The organism is Exiguobacterium sp. EA-TM-5, assembly GCF_053878415.1.
Map to the genome: position 1 here is coordinate 869821 of NZ_CM132670.1, position 24923 is coordinate 894743.

The window sequence follows — 24923 nt, forward strand, 5'->3', positions numbered from 1 at the left end:
TGGTAAACAGTGGGATTAACCTGCAAATTCATGAAAAACGATTTTTCTTCGAGAAATCGTTAAACATTGGAGTATCAGGTGTCGATAAGGAATATGGAATGACGATTACATACTGATTCGATAGAAAAGGAAAAATTAGGTTACTAATATTACCTGTTTTATCTAATTATCAATTTTCGTCAGGACGTAAGACTTCTTCCTTTATCTGACTTGGATTTGAAATACAATTGAAATTTTGTTGGTAGAAATAGCAACTCGATTACCATTGTATGGACGAGAAAAGGCTGGGTGAAGGAGATCCTGAAGTTTGTCTTTTGTCTTTTATTGGAGGCAAGTCGTCAAGTCAACTAGTAGTTTAATTAAGGGAGGATTTTTACACATGGGCACGAAGAAATCGAACAAATTATACGCTGCAGCAGCTGCTCTTGCAGTGACAGCTTCAGCAGTAGCACCAGGCCTTACGGCGGATGCTGCTACGAAAGTCACAGTTAAATCTGTTACAAACCCAGCTTCAATCTCACACTACGGTGGTTACACATTCGCAGTGAAAAAATTGTCACTTCCAAAAACGGTTAAAGTATTGCTTTCAAACAAGAAATACGAAAACCGTTCAGTCAAATGGGGCAAAGTCTCTTACGACAAAAAATACATCGGTAAATACCAAACAATCTCTGGTACTGTTTCAGGTACTACGAAAAAAGCTTCGATCAAAGTGAAGTTGAACAACTACCCAGTTGACGTTGTTGAGCCAAAGCTCGCTCCTGTCGCAGTTGGTGAGAAACTCAACCTTCCTTCAACAATCGACGTGAAATACAAAGACGGTAAAGTCATCGCTCGTTCTGCTAAATCGTTCAACCTCACGGCTGAAAAAACAGACAAAGCTGGCATGATGAAATTGTCTTACAACTACATGGGCAAAAACTCTTCAATCAAGGGTTCAATCGCTTATGAAGTCAAAGCTGCTGAAATCACAAACGTCATGAACGAAATCAAAGACGATATGCTTTCAGTTTCTGCTGACGTTAAATACCCAGCAAAAGATGCGAAAGCAGAAGTTCTTGTCTATGCATTCAAAGACATGACTAAAGAGCCAATCAAAGTTGCTGCTGAACTCAAAGACGGCAAATTGACTGCTAAATCAGGCGTACTTCCAGCTGGAACTCACGCATTCGCAGTTAAAGTCGGTGAAGTTGTTTCACCTGCTAAAGACTTCGTAATCGAAGCTCCAATGGTTAAAGAAGTTAAGGCGATTAACGCTAAAGAAGTTACTGTGACTTTCAACAAAGCTGTTGATGCTACTACAGTACTTAATGGTTCTAACGAAGTACAGCACATTTCATTCACTGGTGTAGGAACGGCACAAAATACTGGAACATTGACTGGTAAATTGTCTGCTGATGGAAAAACTTTAACAATTTCTGCTCTGAACACATTCAACGGTAGCTATGCAGTAGCAACTACTGAAGATATCAAAACTGTCTCAGGTGCAAAAGTTGATAAGTTTGAGAAAGTAGTTTCTCTTGTTGACGAAGTACGCCCAACAGTTTCTTCGCCAGAATACCTTGCGAATGGTAAAGCAACATTCACGTTCTCTGAGCCAATCAACGTAACTCAAGGTGACCTTGCGAATGCAATTAAACTTACTGATGCTTCTGGTGCATCATTCACGCCAGTTGTTACTTTAGCAGCTGATAAAAAATCATTCGTCTTAGATCTTACTGGCGGATCATTCACACTTGGAAAATCTTATTCAGTTGCAATCAGTAGCCTTGTTGACTACGCTGGCAACTTGATGAACCCTAACCCAGCAATGTTCACTGTTGTTAAAAAATCAGTAGACGAAGTAGCTCCAACTGTTGAGTCGATTTCTTCTAAACAAGCTGGATATGTAGTTGTCAACTTCTCTGAAAAAGTAGCTGTTGGCGCTGGAAACGTAGTAGCAACAGTTGGTGGAGTAACTGCTGATCTTGACACTAATGCTAGCCTTGATGAGTCTGGTCGCGTCCTTACAGTTCGTGATTCTTCGTTCAACGGAATCAAAGATATCGCTGTTTCAGCATTCTATGATGTTGCTGGTAATCTAGGTACTGCTAAGACTTCACTTGTTAACTTCCCTGTAGATACTGTAAAACCAACAGTAGCGTCTAAAGAAGTTAAAATCATTGATAACCAGCTTTACCTTGTAGTTACGTTCTCTGAAGATGTAACTGTTCAAAACGCTGCTCCAACAATCACTGGTTCATACATCACTGATTCTGGTGTAGAAAAGCCAGTTAACTTAGCTACAACAGCATCTGCTGTAACTGGATCTAAAAACCAAGTTAAGATTCTTATTAATACACAAGAAAAAGGGAAGTACAATGTTAGTCTTCCAGCTGACTTAGTCCGTGACGTTGTAGCTAATCCGAATGAAGTGGCTACTGTTAACTACACAGTTGGTACTTCGGCAAGTGAAACTGTAAAACCTACAGTAGTCTCTGGTACACAGTCTTCTGATAACAACGAAATTACAGTTGTATTCAGTGAAGAAGTAGGAGCTTCAGCGTTAGACGTTAACAACTACTTGATCGAAGGATCAGTTGTAGCTGAAAAAGCTGTCTTCACAACTGATGCTAAAACGACTGTTAAGTTGACTCTTAAAGAGGGTGCAATCAAGAAGTCTGGAACATACAACTTCACAGTCAAAAACGTTGCTGATGTAGCTGGAAACGTTATGGAATCAGTTACTTCACAAAAAGCTTTCGAAGAAAATGATAAACCAGCATTGACTTCTGCTGTATTAACATCTAATAACGTAGGTACACCAGGTTCTGCAACTATCACGTTAACATTTGATGAAGCTATTCTTCCAGCATCTATCGTTGAAGGTACTCCAGTAGCAGATTTCGGAATCTACTTGGATGATGCTGCACTTACAGGTGCGGTAGTTACAGAAGCAATGGGAACTGCAACAAACCAAGTTACATTAACACTTAACCGTTCATTGACTGCTGTCGAAGCAGCTAAAACGATTACATTGAAACCAACTGCTGATTTCAGTGTTTCTGATCTAGAAGGTAACTTACACCCAACATTTACTTCTGTCACTGTGTCTAAATAATTTAAACGATCTATGTAATGAAAAGAAACTTCTAGATTATTCTTCTGGAAGTTTCTTTTCTATGAAGATGCTTTAAAAATGCAGTCAAATATATATTATTATTTTGTATGAATTTATTGAGAGTATTCATTCCAATCCGGGAATGAATGCTCTTTTTTATTTGTAGAAAGGAGAAAATAACTTGGATAAAAGAATCGGGTTTATCGTTCGAATCAAGCAACTGTTTGGTAAAGTGACAGTCGTCGATGAGGTCGGGATGGAGTCTTATCTATTCGAGCATTCAGAGATCGATCCGTCTATCGTTCCTTTGGAACATCTTTCTTTGCTTCCTGATCCTTTACAGTTCGATACGTTCGTCTATATCGAGGAAGACGGAAAGGAATGGATAGCTGGAATGGGCTATGATCCTATCACATATCGATTGGTCTATGAGGTATGGATATGTGATGGAAGTGCGATTGCATACGAACTATACGACAAATAGAAGTCATGATGAGGATGGATTAGGAAGAACTACACTAAGTGTGTGTAAAAGATATGACGTCGTAAAGAATACCAAAGGAGGAGATCAGAATGCGAAAATATCATCGAGTAGTGCTTGGAGGAAAGGATTACTATCGGCAATATGATGAGACGCTAGATTGTTACGAAGGGGAGTTACTGACCGAAGAGGATGTCATCGAGCAAGTATTAGAGGATGTCGTACAAGATGTCATTCACGTCGATCGATCACGTGTCCAACGAAGTATCAAAAATATCATGGATGAAGATGACCGGCTGATCATCCAGTCTTACGTCGAATATCTAGAACGAGTCGTAGAGCTTTTCGAGTGAGAAGGTCTTTTTTATTTGTCCTATTTTGGGACTAGACGTAGCAGATTGTAGAAGTATTCTTGTCTGTGACTCCTGACTGTTCATTAAGACTGCTGGGAGTACGGAAAAGAAGGAAAGTGTTGTATACCAACGGTTTCGGTAGCTATTCATTCAAGAAACAGAAGGCAAAAGTAGAACTGCCGGGAGTTTTGAGCGGATATCTAGTAGAACGGTGGGGAGATTTCCCGTTCCCCGATTCTGTTTTCACCAGATATAGAGATGTATCTCCGCGTAAAAAAACGGGGTTTCGGGGATTTTTGTATTCTCATCCCCCGAAACCCCGAAAATAATCGAGAGGGGATGGACCCATGACATCGGGAATGGCAAACGGGGAACGCGAATCCTTCCGACGATTCCTCTATGAACAAGGACGACAACCGAGTACGATTGCTAGCTATGTCGCAGAAGTCGAGAAGTTCAGTAAGAGTGGGACGTTTTCTTCACGTGAGGACATCCTGTCGTATAAACAACATCTACTCGATCAAGGTAGGAAAGCAGCGACGATCAATAAGTTCCTCAATGCGATGACTGCCTATAATGATTTTCTGATGGCACAAGGGGAACTGGATCGTCGGTGGATCTACTGGAGTGACCGGATCAAGGTAGCGCAAGGTAGTCATCAGGTCGATGTGTTAACGGAAAAAGAAGTCCTCCGTTTGCACCAAGCGATTCCACGTCTATCATATCGGAATCAAGCACTAATTCATCTCTTGTTGTATGCAGGGCTTCGAGCAAGTGAGGTGGTCGAGCTACGCTTATGGCAGATTGACTGGATAGGAAGAAGTATGGAAGTGCATGGGAAGGGAGATAAGGTCCGTGAGGTCCCATTACGCGAAGATACGCTATGTCGTATACGTCAGTATGTGGAAGAGGACAGAAAGAAGCATCGTCAGGCGTTAGAGAGTCCGTATGTCTTCTTGAATCAAAGAGGGGAGCGATTGACACAGAAGCACGTCGATATTACCTTCATTTATTCAGGAAAAAAAGATAAGATGACTCATCGCAGATTAGAGCGCGAGTTGGAAAAATTGTTTCTGTTTAGTTGGTTTAAGAGTTATCAGTGTGCTGTTCACGAGTCTATCGTTTCTAAACGAAAGGGGAATTGGATTGTGATAAAACAGTTTGCTATATTAATAAAATTATTAGAGAAAGAAAAAAATGGAAATGGTATTCTGATTATATGAAATCATTGTTTTTTCAAATAAAAGTTTAATAAAGAAATGGAGTAAGAAAATTATGAACAAAGTTGTATTTTCCATCAGTCTCATCTTCTTTTGGTTGAAAGGTGAGGTTGAAGTCGATTCTCGTTTCGTCAAAACTAACTTGACGAATACAATCCTCGGAATTATTCCCGCTGGTCGCGATCAGCAAAGCATTCCATTAAAAAACATTTCGGGTTCGATGTTATCGACTAAGTATCGCTTTAAGCCTATGATTGTGGGATTGTTTGTGGCGCTTTTTGGATTTTCAACGATTGCTAGTTCGTTTTTGACTGGTCTAGTTATGTTTGCGTTTGGTGTGTGTATCGTGTTGAGTAGCGTTCAGACGACATTACGAATTGAGAAATCAGGTACGCCGTATGAAATCCAGGTGCCGTTCTTCGAAAAATCAAAAATGCAAGTCTTAAACGGACTTATTCAGAATGCCTTGGCTGCTGATACAGACAAGACAGATTTGAACTTGTTCTTCGATCAGAAAAAACGTCCGGTATAAAAGACTGTGTAATGAAGCGGAAACGAAGTATTTGCTTTGAACTTGATTTAAAAACTGCCCTATAAAAATTGGATTTTCATATCCAACTTTTATAGGGCAGTTCAAATTGATGCTTTTTATAGATATTTTATAAAGCCTTTCGACATCTACTATAAATTGTAGTTAGCTGTTGTATGTAAAAGGTAGATGGAATACCTATATCTTTTTACAATGATGATTTATGTAAAAAAACAGAACTGGCTTAAGACCTGAATCTGATTTAGAGGATTCAGGTCTTTTAATTTTAAATGAAAGTTCATTGTCCCACTTTAAAATATCGTCCAAATCGTTGTTCGATAGGAACTCCTTCGATCGCCTTCGATACAGCGTCAGCAAAAGGAATCAAGGCTTCTGCTCGACGTTGTTCCCGTTCTTCCTTATAAGCTATGATCTCTGGTCCTGTGTTGGCTTCAAAAAATCGAAGGGCATATGTTTCGTCTAATGCAAAATCAAGAGCCAGTTCCGGCAAGGTGAAAGGATATAAGGCATCGATGGCCTTCGCAAGTAAAAGACTTTGCTCAACGAGTGCACGATGTATGAAGTCTCCGTCTAGATGTAAAGTTTGAAGAAACGCGTCAGCTCGTTCTGTCTTATAGCCACTTAAGTTCGTGATGAACCGTCCTTTTTTTGCAACGTCCGCAATGGAAGCGAGCACCGTCCATTGACCAGAGGCGTCTCGAACTAAGTGTGTGCGCAGATGAAAAGTTTCGCCGCTTGCCGTGCGTGATGTTACGAAGGGCTGGATGATGTAGTTGCTTTGTTCGATTAACGAGAGGATCAACGTTCGTAGTTGTTGATAGGTATACACATGACGCTGATCTTGGATGGTTACAGAATATCCTACCCCTGCCGCTTTGGTGATTTTGTATATCCCTTTTCCTTTAGAGGCGTTCGTTGGTTTTAAGATGGTGACATTATGTTTTTTCAACTGTGTTAGAAATGGATCGAATCCTGTTAATCGTTCGGTTGGAATGAATAAGGTTCCCCATGATCCGGTGTCTTCTAGTTTTTGTTGAAGTACGTACTTATCGTCAATTAAATGAAAGAAATGAGGAATGACTTGCTGAAGGCGTAGATCCTCTTCGGGATGCGCTGACTGTGAAGGAACAACACAATTTTCATTTAAGAGTAAAGACGGAAACGGAATCGATTGTCGATGCCACTCCCCATCATATACTTCTGCTTGAATGACTTGAGCATCAAAATCAACATCTTCGATCGTGCAACTGGCTACCAGTTGTCCGAAGTGCTGAGCATATTCGATGTAATAATGTAATCGTTCTTTTGGTAGAATCATGCGAGGTGATTTTACATTGTTGAATAAAACAATCATGCGATTCAACTCCCTTGAAACATTTCATGTTATTACCATTATTGTATGTCATGTCAAAGTAGAATGGTTAGAAAAATTGAGTCGAAAATGATTACGTACTTGTCTCCACTCGCTTAGTACGTACGTTTTTAATGCATTCTAATTAACAAATAAAAGGAAAGAACTTTATCGACAAATCATTTAAATTGATTGTAAATATTTTCTTTTGTTTTAAAAAATGGAATTTTATTATCCTTGAATACGTTAAACTATGAATGAAAGTTAGACGGAAAAGGATGATAGGCATGAGAAAAATAATTATGGCTTTACTTGGAGGAATCATATTTTTTGGAGGGGCATTACCTGTCGCAGCAGAAGTCACCCTACCATTGACAGGATCATTCGGATTATCAGGACAGTTTCAAATCGTCAAAGGACAAGAACGTGTTTGGGAGTGGTCTTCCTATCAACAACTCAGTCTGATTGATCTTCAAAATGGAGAACGCATTCAGTCGCTTTCTGGTAGGGAATCATCGATTGAGGGATTCGATGTCTCGGACGATCAAACACGACGTGTCGTGGTAAAGCAGGGAGTGCTTCATGTCTACAATGCTTTCGGAACAAAGGTTCAAGAAATATCGATGATTATCGACAACGAAAACAAGTTTTCCGAGTTTGTTGATGTCCAGTTCATTCCGAATACGCACACGGTCGTGTTGCTGGCGAAGAATGGGGGGAACGCTAAACTTCTCTCATATGATTTGGATGCGGAGCAACTCATTAGTAGCCGTGGAACCAGTCCATACGGTCAATTATTAACCGCACGCGATCATGTTGCTGTCGTCTATTCGTCTACTGTATATCTCTACACCTCTGACTTGACGTATACAGGCGTCATCCATGCGAGAGAAGAAGATGGCATCGAGGCATTTGACATGAATGACGAGGGACTTCTCATCATCGGAGAACAGGGGGTACCACAGCTCGACGTCTACGATTTGAATCATGGTCTTGAAAAGACACAGACGAGTGAGCAGTTTGTAATGGGAAGTGACGTGTTTTATAGTGACATCGCGATTGACGAATCAGGGGCATTCATCGCGGTCACCTCGTCCGGAAGTGATCGGCCCTTCTCGTTATTTGAACGGAAGACCGGACAGCGTATTTATACCTCTCTAGATCAAAATCAGGATTTTTCTTATCAATCAGGTGTTGAACTTAGCAACGAAGCGCATTCTATCATTGTTGAAGGCGCGAACCAGACGAACATTTACAGTGGAAAGGAACTATCGAAACGACCGATTGCGATTCAGATACCAAAAGCTCGTCAACGCATAAATCGAGGGGCTTCAGAAACATTAGCACTTGAAGTTACGCGAGCTGACGGAAAGACGGTCCTCGTCAAAAGTGGCGTCACCTGGGAGACGGATCATCCAGAAACAGCCTTCATTCAATCGGGGAAACTGTACGGTGAAGCAGAAGGAGACTATACCTTAACCGCGACCTATGAGGGGTTCACGGCGACTGTCACGAGTAAGGTCGTACCGCCGAAGTTATCGTCCCTAAAAGATATACCGTGGTTAGAGCGTCATCGACAATCACTGCTCGATCACCAATCGTTTGAAGGGTTACCGGTCCTGTCCTCATCGTATTCAAAGCTCAAAGGAACGAAGGGGAAGATGCTCATTCCGAAAGAGAAAATGAACATGAACGGGAAATGGAAAGGAAGTGTCCTTGCTTTACGGTATCCGCGTCCCTTAGAACGTCAGCCGAATCAGATTGAATTGCTGACGATGCTTCCGGCACTCGAACAGCGCTCAATTTCAAAAAAGGAGATTCAGGCTGTCTTTGGTAAACCAGTGACCTCAACAACGTACGCTCCTTCTATTTCGTATCAGTTTTCAAAATCTAATAAGGCATTCGCGAAATACACCATCAAACGTGCCGATCGCTATCGCTTAAACGATCTTTCCGTAGACGTCTATTTTGATAAAAAAGATATTGCACGGTTCATCACAGTGAGTAAGCAACCCTCTGAAAAAGGGAAACGAACGACTTTACCATGAGATTTTCGGATTCTCGAATTCAATACATGAAGCAGGTGGCGTAGACATACGTCACCTGCTATTTTATTTCCAAAATGAAGTATTCATTTTTTTGAATTGAAGGGCGAGGATTTTGAAGAAGAATATGCGATCGTCACAAGTCCTTCTGACACACGAAATGTATCAGAGCCGGTGGATCATACAGATATTCATATCACAAAGTTGAGGCAGCATCATTCTATTGGACGAAGAGTGACGCAAAGCAATTTCCAGAATTCTATCTTGAAAAAGCAATATGTAAAAATTACGATGCCGGGGTTTTTACTTTTTTCTATGTCCGATTCAAAATCATATGGATTTCATGTGTCCACCACACCTTATGATGATGAACCAAATATTATCTTTTATTTTAAAAAATGGAATTTTATCATTCTCTGGTTACGGTAAACTATGAATGGAACGTTAAACAGGAAGAGGATGATGAAATTATGAAGAAAACGATGATGGCTTTACTTGGTGGTATTGCGATTTTGGGTGGGACATCTCCTGTCTCAGCAGAAGTCGATACACCCATGACGACTTCGTTTGAGCTATACGGACAGTTTAACATCATCAAAGGACAAGAACTCGTATGGGGATGGTCTTCTTATCAAAAACCGGAGCTAATTGATCTTCAGAATGGCGAACGTATTCAGTCGCTCCCGAATGGTGACTCGTCGATTGATGGGTTTGATGCATCCGATGATCAGAGTCTACGTGTTGCAGTATCAGATGGAATCATTCATGTCTATGACGCCTTTGGATCGAAAATTAAAGAAATATCGACGATTCTCAATAAGGAGGAAGAAATTTCTGACTTCGTTGAGGTTCAGTTCATTCCGGGTACGCATACGGTTATTTTACTAGCCGAAAATAGCGGAGATGGTAAGATGCTATCGTTTGACCTAGATTCGGAGCAACTCTCAAACATCCGTGGAACAAGTCAATTCGGTCAGATTTTAACGGCACGCGATTATGTAGCCATCATTTCTTCCTCAGATGCTAATGTCTATACATCCGATCTCTCCTATAAAGGCGTCATTCATGGAAAAGAAGAGGAAAGTATCGAAGCGTTTGATATGAATGATGATGGATTACTTATCATAGGAGAAAATAATACATCACAGCTTGATGTCTATGATTTGAATCGGGGGTTCAGAAAGATTCAAACGAGTGGACAGTTCGTGACGGGAAAAGATATGTCGTATAACGATATCTCAATCGATGAGTCGGGCAAATTCATTGCCGTTACTTCTTATGGAAGCGGCCGATCGTTCTCGTTATTTGAACGGGAGACGGGACGTCGTATTCATACGTCCCTCGACTATGATCGAGATCTAGCATACGAATCAAAAGTTGAACTTAGTAATGAAGCGCGCTCAATCGTCGTCGAAGGGTACAGTAGCACGAATGTCTATAGTGGGAAAGAGCTATACAAACGACCAGTCGCTGTCCAAATACCAGCAGCTCATCAAAGTGTGGACAGTGGTTCTTCTGAAACGTTAGCCCTTGAAGTCACACGAGCTGATGGAAAAACGGTTCTCGTCAAATCTGGTGTCAGCTGGGCGACGGACAATCCAACGAAAGCTTACATTAAGTCTGGAAAGCTGTACGGCAAAACACAAGGAACATACACCTTAAAAGCGACGTATGAAGGCTTTACGACGACAGTAACCGGTAAAGTCATGCCGCCGCCGAAGTTATCGTCGCTAAAAGATGTTCCGTGGTTGGAACGTCACCGACAGTCGCTCCTCGAAAAACAGTCGTTCGAAGGACTACCGATTCTCGCATCATCGTACTCGAAGCTAAAAGGAACAAAAGGAAGCATGTTCATTCCGGAAACGGATGCGAACACGAACGGAAAATGGAAAGGGAACGTTCTCGCTTCACGATATGTGCGCTACGGAGAGAGCCAGCCAAACCGAATTGAGTTGCTGACGATGCTTCCGGCACTTGAAAAACGCTCGATTTCAAAAGCGGAGATTAAATCTGCCTTTGGCAAACCTGAGACATCCGAGACGTATTCGTCTTCCGTACCACGTCATTTTTCAAAGTCCAATAGAACGTTCGCAAAGTATTCAGTCAAAAGTTACTATGAGTATCAATTAAAAAATCTATCCGTGGAAGTGTGCTTTGATAAACAAGATAACGTGAAGTTCATCACTGTGAGTAAGCGATAATATAAAGCGGTTCGTCGGAAGATCTCATCATGGGTGGGATCTTCCGTTTGTATGAAGAGCTACATACAGAACACAGAACGTGTCAAGTTTGTACGTGTGTGCTCTGCGTGAATAGCTAAGTAAAGAAAACAAGACTAAAGAAATTATATTTATATGATGAAGGAGAACAATCATATGCTTTACGTTGTCATCGGGATTATCATTCTTGCAATCATTTTAAGACTAACGGGACCAGTAGGATGCGGGTGCTTCGTATTTTTTGTAGTCGGTGGCTTCATCCTCTGGCGAATCGGCTTGTTGGGATTCGTCATCCGCATGATCAGTGGATTCTTACGTTGGTTAATCAGAAAAATTGTATATTACTATTATAAGTTTTTTGGAGAAGAGAGTAGTGCGATTGATTGGACACGTGAATTGATTTTAGCGAGTTTTTAAATGATTTAACTACTTTCATCTATGTGTTGCTAAAAGGGGAATAATTCCTATGGTTTTGATGAAAAAAGGAAATACATAACGTAATAATTTGGTCAACCACCTTGAATACAGGGTGGCTTTTCCTAATTATGTGATGCGTGGAAATTATTTTAGTGGGATGCAATCAAAAAACTAAAAATATATTTCCATCATGAAAAGAGTACTCCGAAAATTGTACTTCAAGAGTTGATATCATGAAGTAAAGAATGAATTAAGGAAGGGAAGTATGGAGGATGAAGGATGAAGAAATGGACAGGAGTAAGTAGTCTGTTGATCTTGTTGTTGTTCTTTTATAAACCAGACTCGGTATCAGCTGCGAGCTTTGTTGTTTCTCCTGAAAAAGACGCTCATTCAAAATGAAGGAAGAATATATGAATAGGAATTGAACGATATGTTTTAAAAATTAGATGTAGACATATTTCGCTTTTATACGAATTGAAAAATGAAACTATTGTTGTTAGGACGGTGTGTAGGGCAGCTAGATTTATGTTTCAAGATGAGTCTTTATGGTATTTAAGAAGATGTGATTTATTACTATGATCTTGAATGGACTATGATACAAGGACTAATGATTTATTTACTCTAAGTTGATTAATTCATGACTTATCATGTAGACGTTCTTTCTGCAACATACTATCAAGCAGTGTTTTTATGATTTACTGAATGAGTTTACGACGAGTAAGTCTTTAACTTTAAGCAATTATTTAGATAATAGTCAGTAACTCGATTGAATTTTAAATAATATTTGCAACAAAGATATCATGAGATAAATTGATTGATGGACCAATACTAATTAAATTATTTCACAAAAAATAACTTGGTATCAGACATTGAATTTATTTACAAATAAATGGGGGGTAAAAAGGGTATGGGAAAGAAAATTATGGAGTTTGTATTAGGAATTATCACGATTTACGGTATGTTTTTCACTAAATTTTACATCACAAAAGAAACAGACGACAGTTATAATTTATTTGGTGAAACATACAATATCAAAGGCGGGGCAAATGTTGAATTGAAAGATCAGCTCAGCTTTTGGGACGGTTTAAATAATGGAATCGCTTTACTTGGACAACTAGTAAAATCGGTTTTTATTGGATCATGGGAGATCTTTATGTCGTTAAATGATTTGATTACTATGCTCTCAATTGATTTTTTGTGGAAAGTGATTTTATATATTCTATTAATAATCTTAAGTATAGCTCTTGCAATGTTCCTCATGATAATTCTTTTTTCAGTGGTTGCATTCAAATTAGTATTCTTTAAAGCTACAGTAAGCTATTATTTAGGTTTTTTCTTGATGCTTATCATCGTATGGGTAATCTCGACTATGATAGATCGAATTGAAGTAAAAGAGAAAAGTTCGAATCGAGTCGTCGACGACAATTTGTCAGAATAATTTTTGCAACATTCTTTATCGCGAAGAATAAATTGACATATGAGAACATATAAATAATATACGTATGAATCGAAAGATTTATAAATTATTTTTTTGATTATTTAATTAATTATCTGAGAGTATTAATATTTTGAGTGAAAATATTAGGAATCCGATTTCGAAAACTATTTATTCAGTATCTGATAATTACCAGATCTGAGTAAATAGTTTTTTATTTATTAAATGAGTCAGTCATACGCTATTGTTTAGGTAAAAAAATCAATAGTAAATTTCAGAAAATAATTAAAATTTAAGTTAATTTATATATATTAAATAAAATATTGAAATAAACGCGATATGGTAATAAAATCAATTAGAGTTATTAATTTCAATGGAATCAAAAGGAGAGAAAGAATTGAAGCAAACGATCGTAGGCTATGTTTTGGGAATGCTCTTGTGTTTTTTAGTTCCGAGCATGGTCCTTGCAACCGAACACCCGACGCTTCTTCCGTATAAGGTAGAAGATCAAATACTGAAAGGAAAGGCAGAAGCGAAGACGACCATTTATGTTCATGTAGACGACGTCTTATACACGAGTCAAGCAGATGCGTCTGGTAGCTTCTCGATTAAGCTTCCGCAGCCGGTCGGAATGAAGTCCGTTCACCTATACATATTGGATCCAGATGGATATAAAGAGAACCAGATTTCCTATGAACCGACAAATCCGACGCCGACCGTAGAACCGTTACCGTCCGTTACCTACGTCGGACAGACGGAGAATAGTTTCTATTTAACGACGTCACCCGACGCGACAATCTATGCGTCTTACGAGGGGGACATCTATACGGGAAAACATCAGCTTCTCGTCCCGAAAGGCATTATGTCAGAGATGCGGGTCTATGCGAAGACGGATCAAGGGGCGAAAGGTGAGACGACACTGCTCTCGACAAAAGTGCCAGCTACAATCGCCATCGAACCCTATGCGTTCGAAACAAAACGATTCGTCGGGAAAGCGTGGCCGCACGCTGTTCTGACTTTCAAGGAGGAAGAGACGGGAGCCGAATGGACGGTCGTCGCCGATCCCAAGGGACGAATCACATTCCCGTATACACCAACACTTGAGACGGTAAAGGCAGGACGTACGCTTCAAGTAGTGAGTGCAGGATCTATCTCTACTAAAACGACAGCAATCCTCCCGACGTATCAGCCAAGTCCGACCGCAACGTATTATCTACTCGTCGAAGCGCCACAAAACCAGATCGAAGGACTGACCTATCCAAACAGTCAAGTGTTGCTCGATGATACGATTTGCGCAACGAGTGACGCGACAGGTTATTTTCAGTGTGACGTCACGGAGATGCAGGAACCAGTTCATGAAGTGACGTTCAAACATGATGAACAGTCCAGATCGACATTCGTCGAGTTACCGGCACGATCGGAATCGTTCCCGTTGACGCTCGATCAGCCGATTTCGTCCGAACATCCTATCTTGTCGGGGAAAACCATACCGAAGCGAGACTTTCAGGTCGAGTATGACGGGTTAAGATTTCCGCTAACTTCAGACGAGAACGGACAGTTTCACATGGAGTTCCCAAAACAATATAAGGGTGAAATCCGCTTGTCCGTCCGCTCGTTAGATGGCACTTTCTACGAAGTACGGTCTTGGATGGTTCAAGACAGACGACCGCTCGCCAAACCAGCGATGTCGTTCAACGGGAACACACTGGAGCTGACGAATCCACTGAAAGGATTACCTGATGTCACAGGTAAGATCGTCATCGAACGTGCGGACGGCAGTTTTGATGCTCAAACGTTTCTCTTCCCGAAACGAGACACTGAGGGGCAGCCTATACAAATCACAGGAATTCAGGAGGGCGATCGTTATACGCTGACGCTCGTGACGGACGAGCAGGATGTCCGAAAAGCGACGTTCGAGGGTGTCCTTCATCCGTTGACTGAGATGAATCTCGACTCCTTCGGTCCGTATGACCAGACGTTGACAGGGAAAGGCGAACCTGGCACGCGGATCCGTCTAGAGATGCCGACTGCGTATGATGCGTATAACTCGGGCGGATACACTATATTTGAAGGGACAGTTTCAAAAGACGGGAAATTCCTTTTGAAAACCGCCTCTATCGATACGTCCAAGACACGATCCATTGATTACTCAGGATGGATGCGGATCTCCATCACGCGTCCAGGGACAAAGGATGTCTTGAAGTATAACCGCCAATTGACAGATGAAACCGTACCAGCGATTCGGATTCCGAAAATCAGTGACTCGAAGCGCGAAGTTTTGTTTAAATCCGACGACCTCCTGAAATCGGCGGACGTGCGTTATTACAAAGGAGAAACACTCGTTAAGACGGTGAAACTGGACCTCTCACGATTCGGATTCTATCGCCACACGTGGGACAGCCAAACGAACAGGACGTTCAAACAAGACGGCATTACCCGAATCGAAGTTCGGGGAACGAACCGTTCGGATCTGACGTCTGATTGGGTGAGTACATCCGTTTTAAGTACAACTTATCCACCACTGACTGTCTACGAGATGCGTTTTGGTGAGACGGTGTTGCAAGCAAAAACAGCTCCGCGTACGAAGGTCCAAGCTGTCATCGGTGAGCAACAGTATGAAGCGACAGCCGATACAAAAGGTCTTGTGACGATGCGCTTAAAACGAGCGCTCACGCAGCAGGATATCGTTCGTGTCACGATCCGAAACGAGGCAGGCACAGCGAAAACGACGGAAAAACGACCAGTCGATTACCCGGTCCAAGATATCCATTGGAGTGAGAAGAAGAACAAGATCTGGTTCGTCACGCAGGATACGCATCTTCGTCCGAGCCGTTATACGTTCAAAATCAACGGAAAAGAAGTCAAGCTAGCCGGTACGCGTCCGCGCTCCGTCTTCACCTTACCGAAGAAGATGAAAGCACCATTCCAAGTCGAATTGACGTTACGTAATTCGGACGGGACCGCGCGAGCGACATTGAAAAAGACGATTCGTTCGACGTATCAGAATCAAAAGGTAACGAAGCTGACCGCGTCCGCGAAGACACGCCTGATCAAAGGAATCGCACAGCCGTATCATGCCGTCGAAGCTTACGACGATAATGATATGAACTTAGCTGGTGTCGACTTGTATCAAGATCAGCAGTTTTCGATGAAAGCGTATCGTGCACTACGAATTGGAAAGACGATCACGATCCATTCGCGTGATCCTTTCGGACAACGCTCGATTGTTTCGCTGAAAATCAAAGACGATATCGGACCAAAAACGCCGACGGTTTCGCGTGTCACTTCAAAATCGACCCGCATCATCGGGAAGACGGAAGCGAAAGCGAACGTCGTCGTCACGTATAAGAAGAAAGCCTACCGGACACAGGCAGATGCAAAAGGAAATTACACGTTACGCATCAACGCCTGGAAAGCCGGAGAAACAGTCAGCATCTACGCAGAAGATGCTGCGAAGAATCGTTCCGCGACAGTCATCACGAAAATCGTCAAATCCTAATCGGAATGATGTTTTAAGAAAGAGGGAGAAGAACCATGAAAAAATTCTTTAAGATCGTCTTGATCGTACTAGCCGTCTTAATCGGGCTGTTAGTATTGCTTGTCGCATGTAGCGACTCGGATACAGAATCAGGTAAAGGAAAGAGCAGTACGAAGTCGGAAATCAAATCAAAAGGACCGTTGGCGGAGAAAGACTACGAGAAGATGTATACGGATCCGAAGAAATACAAAGGATATGAAGTAACGGTCCGTGGGAAAGTGTTCTCAGAACCAGAAAAGGATGAAGACGGTGTCTACTTCCAGATGTACGGCGATCCGGAGAATGCTGAAAAGAACACGATGGTCGCAGCAGATACGTCTTTGAAAATCAAAAGTGAACAGTATGTAGAAGTCAAAGGCATCGTAGTGGACGAGTTCTCAGGGGAGAATGCATTCGGTGGAGAAATCTCTGCTGCCGGCATTCGGGCAAAGAGCGTCAAGGAAATCAGCTACATCGATGCGATGGCACCGACGAAAAAGACGATTGAGCTGAATAAAGTCGTCGATCAACATGGTTTGAAGGTTGAACTGCAAAAGGTTGAGTTGGCAGACAATCAGACACGTGTTTTCGTAAAAATCACGAACAAGACGAACGTCAATGCGACGTTCTTCGATTCAGGCTCCAAACTAGTCGTAGGGAATAAACAACTCGAGACAGAATACCTCGATAGTGAAGAATCCGGTCTCGCAGAAGTCCAGTCGGATATTCTACCGGGGATCGAAACGGAAGGGGTCATGATCTATCCAGCGGTCGAAGAAGGGACGACAAGCATGAAACTACTGATTGATGCTTCGAACGATAACTACGATATTGATTTCGCGCCGTATACGTTCGAGATTCTAGTTAAATAAGCGTGTTTATAGTAATACTCAAAGCGACAGTACTCGGTTGATGACCGAATACTGTCGCTTTTTTCTAGTACAGTATTCGTTAGGATCATACAGAGATAAAAAAGACCTGAACCCCATCTTGTGAGGAGTTCAGGTCGTCTATTATATAAAAACGTTATCTTTTTTGTTTCGCTTTATCTTGAGTGAGTAATCGAAACTCATACAAGAAAACGGATAGAATCACGACGATCAGAATCGCAGCAAAGCTAGTCCCTTTTGGTAAATCGAGTGTAAAGATGACGATGGATGCGAAGATGACGATCAATAAAGAAATCAGATAGTCTTTTTTTCGATTCGACATACGTTCACTCCTTAAAGATTTGGCATAATCATTTAGTTTACATTATTTAGTATAACATATTTAAACGGTTTTATTGAGAATCAAATAATCATCACTATAGCTTATTTTACAGGAACCACGGTAGAGCTGTATGCTTCATACCATTTATCCCAAGCACCACGTGTGTGTTTTTCATATCTGATCTTGACTTTGAATTTCTTTGCTGTTGAAGCATTTAATACCTGTTGAATTTTTTTGGAGCCTAAATCTTTATCGATGACCAGTGAAGAGATGACATAAGAGGCAAGACCAGAAGATAGGCTTGCTTTTAATGTTTTCGCAATGGGATGAGTGACGAGCGTACCTGCGATCGTAAATCGGATATTATTTAAATCGTTATCGCTTTTTTCGGCTTTTTTGATTTGTTCCAAGAAACTGACGAGTTCTTTTCTTGAAACAGTCTCGGTCGTACTAAATTTTTCTCCGACATCTTTTGCACCCCCGTAACCAATCGTAATGACGGGACTAGCAGCAGATGATTTTTTCGGAAGCGTCGTAACCAACGAGAGAAGGAGGATTGACGCAATCATAATCATAGAGAACTTATAAATGGTTTTTCTTTTGATCAACATATTGCCACGTCCTTTCAAGAATTGGAGTACATGAACAACATACCGAATTTGAAGCAGGTGGTGATGTTTTGGATTACAGGCGTAATCACATTGTTTCCCATAATGTATAACGATAAAAGAATAAGAACTAATGAATCCACCAAAAATGTATTATTGGTCAATTCAAAATAAAAAAATGGTATAAAAAGACAAATGTGTAAATTCAAAAATGAAACCCCGTCATTTTATTTCACAATATGTAATATATATCATTCGATTATAGGTTCATTGTACCTTTATTTATCATCTCAGTTGATATAGAACATTTTTAAGAATAAAGAATTCAACCTGGACCTTTGAACTGTTCCCCGTCAAGTAGACAGGACAAATAATAAAAATTCTTTAAACAGTTTTCGCTCTGTATTCTGTTGGCGCCAAGCCGTTTAAGCTTTATTTCAACTATCTACTTCTTGAGGAGCATATCAAAGACGGATACGATGAAGGGGGAGTAATTGGGTGGAAAAAAGTTACACTTCAACTATCTACTTGTGAGAATACCCAAGGTAAACTCTTGAAGGAGACGAACGGTGAAATCCTCATAACAGGACTGACGCGATCAACATATAGCTTAATCGAGATGCAAGCGCCTATTGGTTATCTGTTAGACTCTGAACAATGTATCATTCGTCTGAAAAGCGGTTGTCCGTGTCACGATAACGAACACGATTGATCCGAAAACGCCTCACAAACCAAATGGGAGAACAGACACACCGAATGAAGATGGGACAAGACCATCTAATTCAGGCGGTCTTCCTCAAACAGGTGAGTCCGAGCCATTCAGTACTCAGCCTATTGGGTTCTTGCTTGCGGCGTTTGGAATTCTTCTACTGTCTCTAAATAGAAGAAAAAAGAGTCAACGCGAAGGTTAAAGAGAGAAAGATAAGAATAGGATTACAAAAAGCTGTCCCGACGCATGTCGAGACAGCTTTTCATTGTATCTGACATAGGGAAAGATTAATCAACGGAAGGGTAATAAGAAGACAAGAATACTAAAAATAATCACAGCTAAAGAAGGTAGGTAACGCGTGAGACGATTCATGAATAGTAGCTCCTTTTAATTAGAAAATTGAGGAATTAAATTTGGTTTAAAACCAAATAATGTAACCTTCTTTAGTTTAAAGGAAAAAATCTTTGATTATAGGCTCTGATTAACTTTTTATGGAAATGTGTTTTTGGATTAACTCCTTTTCAAGATAATTCCTTAGAAATAGTCACTAAAAAGGAAGTGCGACGTAACGATGTCGCGCTTCCTTTTGACTAGTCCGATTTACTTGTATTTTTTACGAAGCGCTTTACTGAAACCATCCGCATCACGATTCCCTACGACGTAGAAGTCGACGCTCGCATCTTTCTTGTATAATTTCTTGTTGATCGACATTTTATACGAACCGTTGCTGCGTGGCTTCGCCTTACCGAGCAATTTCCATGATTTGCTCGACTTATGATAGACATACGCTTCGACGCGAACATCTTTATTAGATACAGATCCCGTTACGGTCCGAGTCATACGTGTCAGTGTTTTCGTATCAACCGTTGCTGCTTTTGGAATGAACGTACGCACTGTGAGGTCAATTGGAGCGAAGTCGTACGAAATCGGATCTTGTGGCTCTTCCGTTGTATCGCCATCATCCTCTCCCGGCTCGTCCCCTTCTTCTCCATCATCATACCCGTCATCATCACCATCACCGGGTTCGTCGCCGTCGTCGCCCCCATCGTCATCTCCGTAAGAATCAGCACGTGTTACGTAATACTCGTCCCACCCATCGTCCATTCCATCATCATCACCCGTATAATCATCGACACTTACGACTTCAAGGAAATAGTTTGGTGTGACGTCTGAAGAGCTGTCTTCATCCTCATCGTCATAGTCGTCTTCATCCGAGTCGGATTGATGATAGTCATAGAAATCCTCGCCGATCAATCCTTCTTCAGGCAATTCGATTGAATAGTTCCCATTCTTATCGGCTTTTGTATGGGCGACTTCTTGTAGGTCTTCTTCCTCTGTGTCATCTGATTGTAAGACAACGATTGATCCAGCAGGTGCCTTCCCCTTTAAAACTTCCGTCCGTGTGTTAATGTTTTTCGTTTCTACCGTGAATTCGTCCGTCGCCGCTCCAACAGGCGAGAGATAGACCGCGCTACTGAGACCAAGCGTCACGAGTGCCGTCCATGTCATACTTTTTTTCATCGCAGAACGCCTCCTTTTTCTGTAGTATAGCAAGGAAATTAATGGATATATTTTCAGTTTTAAATGATAAAGAAATGAGATTTTAAAAAACGTCAACATACAGAGAGTTCAAAAAAATCCCCTCTGTACTGAAAATGTACAGAGGGAGAGGAAGCATTATTTTTTAGCCGGGACCTTAATAATGAATGGTACCGGTTTAGGAACGTCTCCAAACTTTGCAAACAAGACGACGAGGTGTTCGTACTTATCTGGTGTCACGACGGCTTGGTTTCCTTGAACCGTCACGATGTCAGGATGCGAAGATGTCCAATTGGTGATTGGTTTTGCACCAATACCAAGGAGGCCACCATAGCTTTGAGGAAGTGACGCTGACTTGCCTATCGAGAGTGAATCGACGATCGGATTGACGATGCCTCCGAGGACATTCAGTAAGCTTGAAAGTAAGGATATCTGAGTATCTTGCGTAGCGAGCGATAGGATACTTGAAGTATTGCCAGTCGTCGCAGAAAGCGTGAAAGGTGTAATTTGTGATCGATTCTTAACGATCCCGAGACTCGTTAAAAGGCTTTCATTGTTTGATTTCCACGTAAGTGGTATCCCGTTCAATGTCGTCGGTAACTTTAAGTCAAGGTAGACATTCAATGTCGGACTAACAGCTGCGATACGAGCGAGATCTTCTTTAAGGATGAGGCTGAGATTCCCGGCAAGCGTTCCATCGAATGTCTTGCTCTTTAGGATGCCGTCTTTCGTGATCCATGCCGTCAAAGAGAACGCTTGCGAAGAAACGGCTGGAATGATAGTACCAGTATTACTGATGATGTTCGTATTACTCGATTTCCACGTGATTGGTAATCCATTGATTTGAGTCGGCAAACTGAGGGAAGACGTCAAATCTGTTAGTGAACTGAGGGAGAGATCTTGTAACGCCTTATCTACTAATTTTGTTGGACTCAAGGGAACTTTGATACCTGTAATCGTTCGATTTTTAGTAATGCCGTCTTTCGTCGCAGTTATTGTGATATCGACGACTTCGTCAACGATACCTTGAGTGACGACTCCGCCACTTGCTACAACGGAAGGCTTGTCGGATTTAATCGAAACAGTGATTCCAGTTGGTGCTTGAAGAACCAGATTATTCGTTAAAATGTTTGGGATGCTCAGGCTATCAAGATAAGACTGGACAATGTCAGCAGGAGATGGATTTTTCATCGGAACCGTTAGCTGATTAAAGGTTTTGGTCTCCGTAGCAGTTCCTTTCTCAGCAGTCACTATTAACGATAAAGTAGTGTTGGTTGCAGCTGGAGCAATGGATCCGTCATTTAAAAGTACAGTCGGATCACTGGATGATAAAGTGACTTTTATTCCTTCTGCATTCGCTTCGTCGATTAATTTAAGATTTTCGGTTATTAAAGAAGGAATTGACAGTTGGTTGAGATACTTTTGTAATTCTTCGGTATCCGTCAATGCACGTTTCGGTACTGAAATATTTTCAAATTGTTTAGAGAGCGATAAACCATTTTTTGAAGCAAGGACCGTAATATCAGTCGTTCGATCTACGATATCGCGTGTGAGAACACCGGTACTCGATAACAACGAAGTAGCGGAGGACTCGACACTAACGGTGATACCTGAAGGTGGGTTCAATGAAAGGTTATTTACGAGTGATGTCGGTAGGGAAAGGCTATTTATATAAGTCGTCAGTTCTTCTAAGACTGTCAGAGGACGTGCGGGTACTGAAAGATTTGAAAACATCCTCGTCTTTGAAACACCGTTCAGCACAGCAGTCACACTGACTGTGACAGATCGAGCAGTGTCTGCAGGTTTAATCACGCCTGACGTTGCCACGACATCAGGTTGAGAAGAGGTCAGGTATACGGTCATTCCTTCCGGTGCGAGAGGCAGCTGAATGTTTTGATTCAGCGGACTAGAAATCTCGACTTGATTTAAATAAGTGTCAATAAAAGCATCCGGTAATACATCTTGTTTCGGGATTGTGATCAGCGGAAACTCTTTCTTACGAATGACCCCGTCTTTTGAGGCTGTCACTGTCACGGAGACAATCTGATCCGTCAGACCACGTGTCACGCTTCCTGTATTCGAAAGGACAGCTGTGTTCGTTGAAAAGAGAGATGTTTCGATTCCCGGTGTCATCGGGGTCGGCAAGTAATAATCAGCCGTCAAGGGTGACGGGATTTCGACCGTTTTCAAGTAATCATCAAGCAGGTCAGCTGTCGCATTCTCTTTCTTTGGAATCGTCAAGTTCGAAAAAGTACGCAATTTAGTGACACCGTCTTTCGTAGCGATGACTGTAAACGAAACGACTTTATCCGTCAAACCACGAGTGATTTGACCTGTATTTGACAAAATAGAGGTATTGGTTGAAGAAAGAGTCGTTTGAATTCCCTCTACTGTTGGAAGACTTACATCACGCGTCAATATACTTGGAATGTCGAGCTTATTCAAGTAGTCTGTCAATAATTCATCGATTGCTGTATCTCGTTTTGGGACTTGGTAGTTCCAAAAACTGCGTGTGCGTGTCACACCGTTCTTTGTTGCAGAGACGAGGAATGAAAGGGATTGGTCGGTCAGACCGCGTGTCACTTTCCCGGTCGATGAGAGGACATCCGGAAGTGAAGACGTCAGAGAAAGTGTCGTTCCCGTAGCGGCAGGTAAGACTAAATCTCTTGTTAAAGGATTCGGGAATGTCAGACGACTCAAGTAGTCGTCTAAGAACAATTCCGTCGCATTGTCGACTTTCGGAACGGTGATATTCGAGTAGAGACGTGTTTTTTCGAGACTGCCTTTTGAAGCCTTCAATGTCAGCGTGACGAGTTGGTCCGCCAGGTCACGACGTACTTTACCATCGGACGTGACGACTTTTTCGTTTGAAGACAACAATTGAAACGAGATGCCCTCTGTTTGTGGTAACTGAATATCCTTCGTCAACGGACTTGCCAGTTTGAATTTGTCGAGTGTGAAATCGATCAGTTCCTCGTCCGTCAGATCACGTTTTGGAACCGTGATACCTGAAAAGGAACGTGTTTCTTCAAGACCATTTAATTTCCCTACGATTGTGAATGCGACATCACGTTCTTGATCCGTGCGAGTGACTTGTCCGGTAGGCGACAAATTACTATCGGTGGAACGAATACTAAATGTAGCACCTTCTACTTGTGGCAGATGGATATCTTGAAGGAGTGGACTTGGGATCGTGAGGCCGGCAAGTAATACCTTTAAGAGTTTTCTTGAATCGTCCGGTGATGGAGGTGTGACGACGTTTCGAATCGTTACGGTCGAAGACGCTGCATTTTGCGACCCACTTAAAATCGAGACATCATAGCGACCGACTGGTAATACGCTCGTTTCAATCCGGAAGTACCCTTGTCGATCACGCTTTAACGGATACATGGATACACGGTCTTTATCGTCAATCAGATACAGATGATGTGTCATACCTTTTGCCGGATAAAGGATACGACCGGTGACGAGCATTCGGCGACCACTTTCAAACGTCGTATACTTCACGTTTTCATGCTTGACGTCTGAGACGCGTAATGTATTTTTTCCAGTAATCAAGACGTTTCGTCCAACCGCTGTGTACTTGACACTTTTCTTGCCGAAGGACGCCGTCGTCGTACGTGTCCATTTGAGTGGATACGAATAGCGCTGTCCACCAGCGAAAATTGTTGATAGCCGTTCTGGAAGTTTGGTCGATTGATTTTTCCCGACCGTCTTGACGACAGGAGGGAGAATCGATTTCGGATAATTTTTAATCGTGACGTACCAATAGGCACTCTTAGAGGTTCCCGAAACATTCCCTTTAATTTTTTGTTTTCGATCAATCATTTTTTTATCGAAGCGAACACTATTCCACTTTACGGATCGTTTTACTTTTTTACCGTTCGCAAGTTTGACACGGACGGTCTTGGGTGGAGAAAGGGGGTTGACCGCAAACACGTCACCGCCATAATGTACGGTCGAGGTAGGGCGGTATACTTTTTTAACGCTATTTGATTTAGCGGCAGTAACGGATTGGAACGAGGCGGGGAAGGAAAGTAACAGACAGAGAAGAACGATAAGACTCTTTCGCATGACCAAACCTCCCTAGAAAGTATAGTGTCCAGGCAAATGAATGGCTCTCAGGTGTTGAAATTCCCATGTTGTATGTAGATAAAAGAAAGTAGA

18 protein-coding genes are annotated in these 24923 nt (G+C 41.7%); 13 read left to right on the top strand and 5 right to left on the bottom strand.

Features of this window, described 5'->3' with window-relative positions; genetic code table 11:
• The first annotated feature begins 379 nt into the window (after positions 1-379).
• From ACV3PA_RS04645 to ACV3PA_RS04665, 5 genes are all read left to right on the top strand, one after another.
• Positions 380-3100 (top strand): Ig-like domain-containing protein, encoded by a 2721-nt coding sequence (locus tag ACV3PA_RS04645; protein WP_456125718.1) that lies wholly within the window; start codon positions 380-382, stop codon positions 3098-3100.
• A 181-nt stretch (positions 3101-3281) separates the two neighbouring features.
• The gene (locus tag ACV3PA_RS04650; protein WP_456125719.1) at positions 3282-3584 is read left to right on the top strand and encodes a hypothetical protein; all 303 of its coding nucleotides are present in this window, start codon (positions 3282-3284) and stop codon (positions 3582-3584) included.
• A gap of 89 nt (positions 3585-3673) precedes the next feature.
• Positions 3674-3934, top strand: a complete 261-nt coding sequence (locus ACV3PA_RS04655) for a hypothetical protein (RefSeq protein WP_214859227.1) — start codon at positions 3674-3676, stop codon at positions 3932-3934.
• 347 nt (positions 3935-4281) lie between these two features.
• Positions 4282-5157: a tyrosine-type recombinase/integrase gene (locus ACV3PA_RS04660; RefSeq protein ID WP_456125720.1), complete on the top strand. Its 876-nt coding sequence runs from the start codon at positions 4282-4284 to the stop codon at positions 5155-5157.
• 52 nt (positions 5158-5209) lie between these two features.
• Entirely contained in the window at positions 5210-5686 is a 477-nt protein-coding gene (locus ACV3PA_RS04665) for a hypothetical protein (protein ID WP_456125721.1), read from the top strand.
• A 295-nt stretch (positions 5687-5981) separates the two neighbouring features.
• Here the strand turns inward: ACV3PA_RS04665 and ACV3PA_RS04670 are convergent, their stop codons facing one another.
• Positions 5982-7058: a YheC/YheD family protein gene (locus tag ACV3PA_RS04670; protein ID WP_456125722.1), complete on the bottom strand. Its 1077-nt coding sequence runs from the start codon at positions 7056-7058 to the stop codon at positions 5982-5984.
• A 284-nt stretch (positions 7059-7342) separates the two neighbouring features.
• On the opposite strand from ACV3PA_RS04670, the gene ACV3PA_RS04675 reads away from it, so the two are divergent.
• From ACV3PA_RS04675 to ACV3PA_RS04700, 6 genes are all read left to right on the top strand, one after another.
• Positions 7343-9103 carry a hypothetical protein gene (locus ACV3PA_RS04675; protein WP_456125723.1) on the top strand — a complete coding sequence of 587 codons (1761 nt, stop codon included), beginning with the start codon at positions 7343-7345 and terminating at the stop codon, positions 9101-9103.
• Positions 9104-9570: 467 nt separating this feature from the next.
• Entirely contained in the window at positions 9571-11301 is a 1731-nt protein-coding gene (locus ACV3PA_RS04680; protein ID WP_456125724.1) for a hypothetical protein, read from the top strand.
• A gap of 174 nt (positions 11302-11475) precedes the next feature.
• Positions 11476-11736 carry a hypothetical protein gene (locus tag ACV3PA_RS04685; RefSeq protein ID WP_456125725.1) on the top strand — a complete coding sequence of 87 codons (261 nt, stop codon included), beginning with the start codon at positions 11476-11478 and terminating at the stop codon, positions 11734-11736.
• Positions 11737-12643: 907 nt separating this feature from the next.
• On the top strand, positions 12644-13174 hold the full coding sequence (locus tag ACV3PA_RS04690; RefSeq protein ID WP_456125726.1) for a PIN domain-containing protein: 531 nt from the start codon (positions 12644-12646) through the stop codon (positions 13172-13174).
• A 394-nt stretch (positions 13175-13568) separates the two neighbouring features.
• Positions 13569-16670 (top strand): Ig-like domain-containing protein, encoded by a 3102-nt coding sequence (locus ACV3PA_RS04695; RefSeq protein WP_456125727.1) that lies wholly within the window; start codon positions 13569-13571, stop codon positions 16668-16670.
• 35 nt (positions 16671-16705) lie between these two features.
• Entirely contained in the window at positions 16706-17560 is an 855-nt protein-coding gene (locus tag ACV3PA_RS04700; protein ID WP_456125728.1) for a DUF4352 domain-containing protein, read from the top strand.
• Positions 17561-17714: 154 nt separating this feature from the next.
• Here ACV3PA_RS04700 and ACV3PA_RS04705 read toward each other — a convergent pair whose 3' ends face one another.
• On the bottom strand, positions 17715-17900 hold the full coding sequence (locus ACV3PA_RS04705; RefSeq protein WP_023469459.1) for a hypothetical protein: 186 nt from the start codon (positions 17898-17900) through the stop codon (positions 17715-17717).
• Between the two features lie 101 nt (positions 17901-18001).
• The gene (locus ACV3PA_RS04710) at positions 18002-18511 is read right to left on the bottom strand and encodes a hypothetical protein (protein ID WP_023469458.1); all 510 of its coding nucleotides are present in this window, start codon (positions 18509-18511) and stop codon (positions 18002-18004) included.
• Between the two features lie 490 nt (positions 18512-19001).
• On the opposite strand from ACV3PA_RS04710, the gene ACV3PA_RS04715 reads away from it, so the two are divergent.
• Positions 19002-19220, top strand: a complete 219-nt coding sequence (locus ACV3PA_RS04715; protein WP_456125950.1) for a prealbumin-like fold domain-containing protein — start codon at positions 19002-19004, stop codon at positions 19218-19220.
• On the top strand, positions 19216-19419 hold the full coding sequence (locus tag ACV3PA_RS04720; protein WP_456125951.1) for an LPXTG cell wall anchor domain-containing protein: 204 nt from the start codon (positions 19216-19218) through the stop codon (positions 19417-19419). Before ACV3PA_RS04715 ends, ACV3PA_RS04720 begins: the two co-directional genes overlap by 5 nt.
• A gap of 398 nt (positions 19420-19817) precedes the next feature.
• On the opposite strand, the gene ACV3PA_RS04725 is transcribed toward ACV3PA_RS04720, so the two are convergent.
• Both ACV3PA_RS04725 and ACV3PA_RS04730 read right to left on the bottom strand, forming a co-directional pair.
• Positions 19818-20738, bottom strand: a complete 921-nt coding sequence (locus ACV3PA_RS04725; protein WP_456125729.1) for a hypothetical protein — start codon at positions 20736-20738, stop codon at positions 19818-19820.
• 156 nt (positions 20739-20894) lie between these two features.
• Positions 20895-24830: an immunoglobulin-like domain-containing protein gene (locus ACV3PA_RS04730; RefSeq protein WP_456125730.1), complete on the bottom strand. Its 3936-nt coding sequence runs from the start codon at positions 24828-24830 to the stop codon at positions 20895-20897.
• Between the last annotated feature and the right edge of the window lie 93 nt (positions 24831-24923).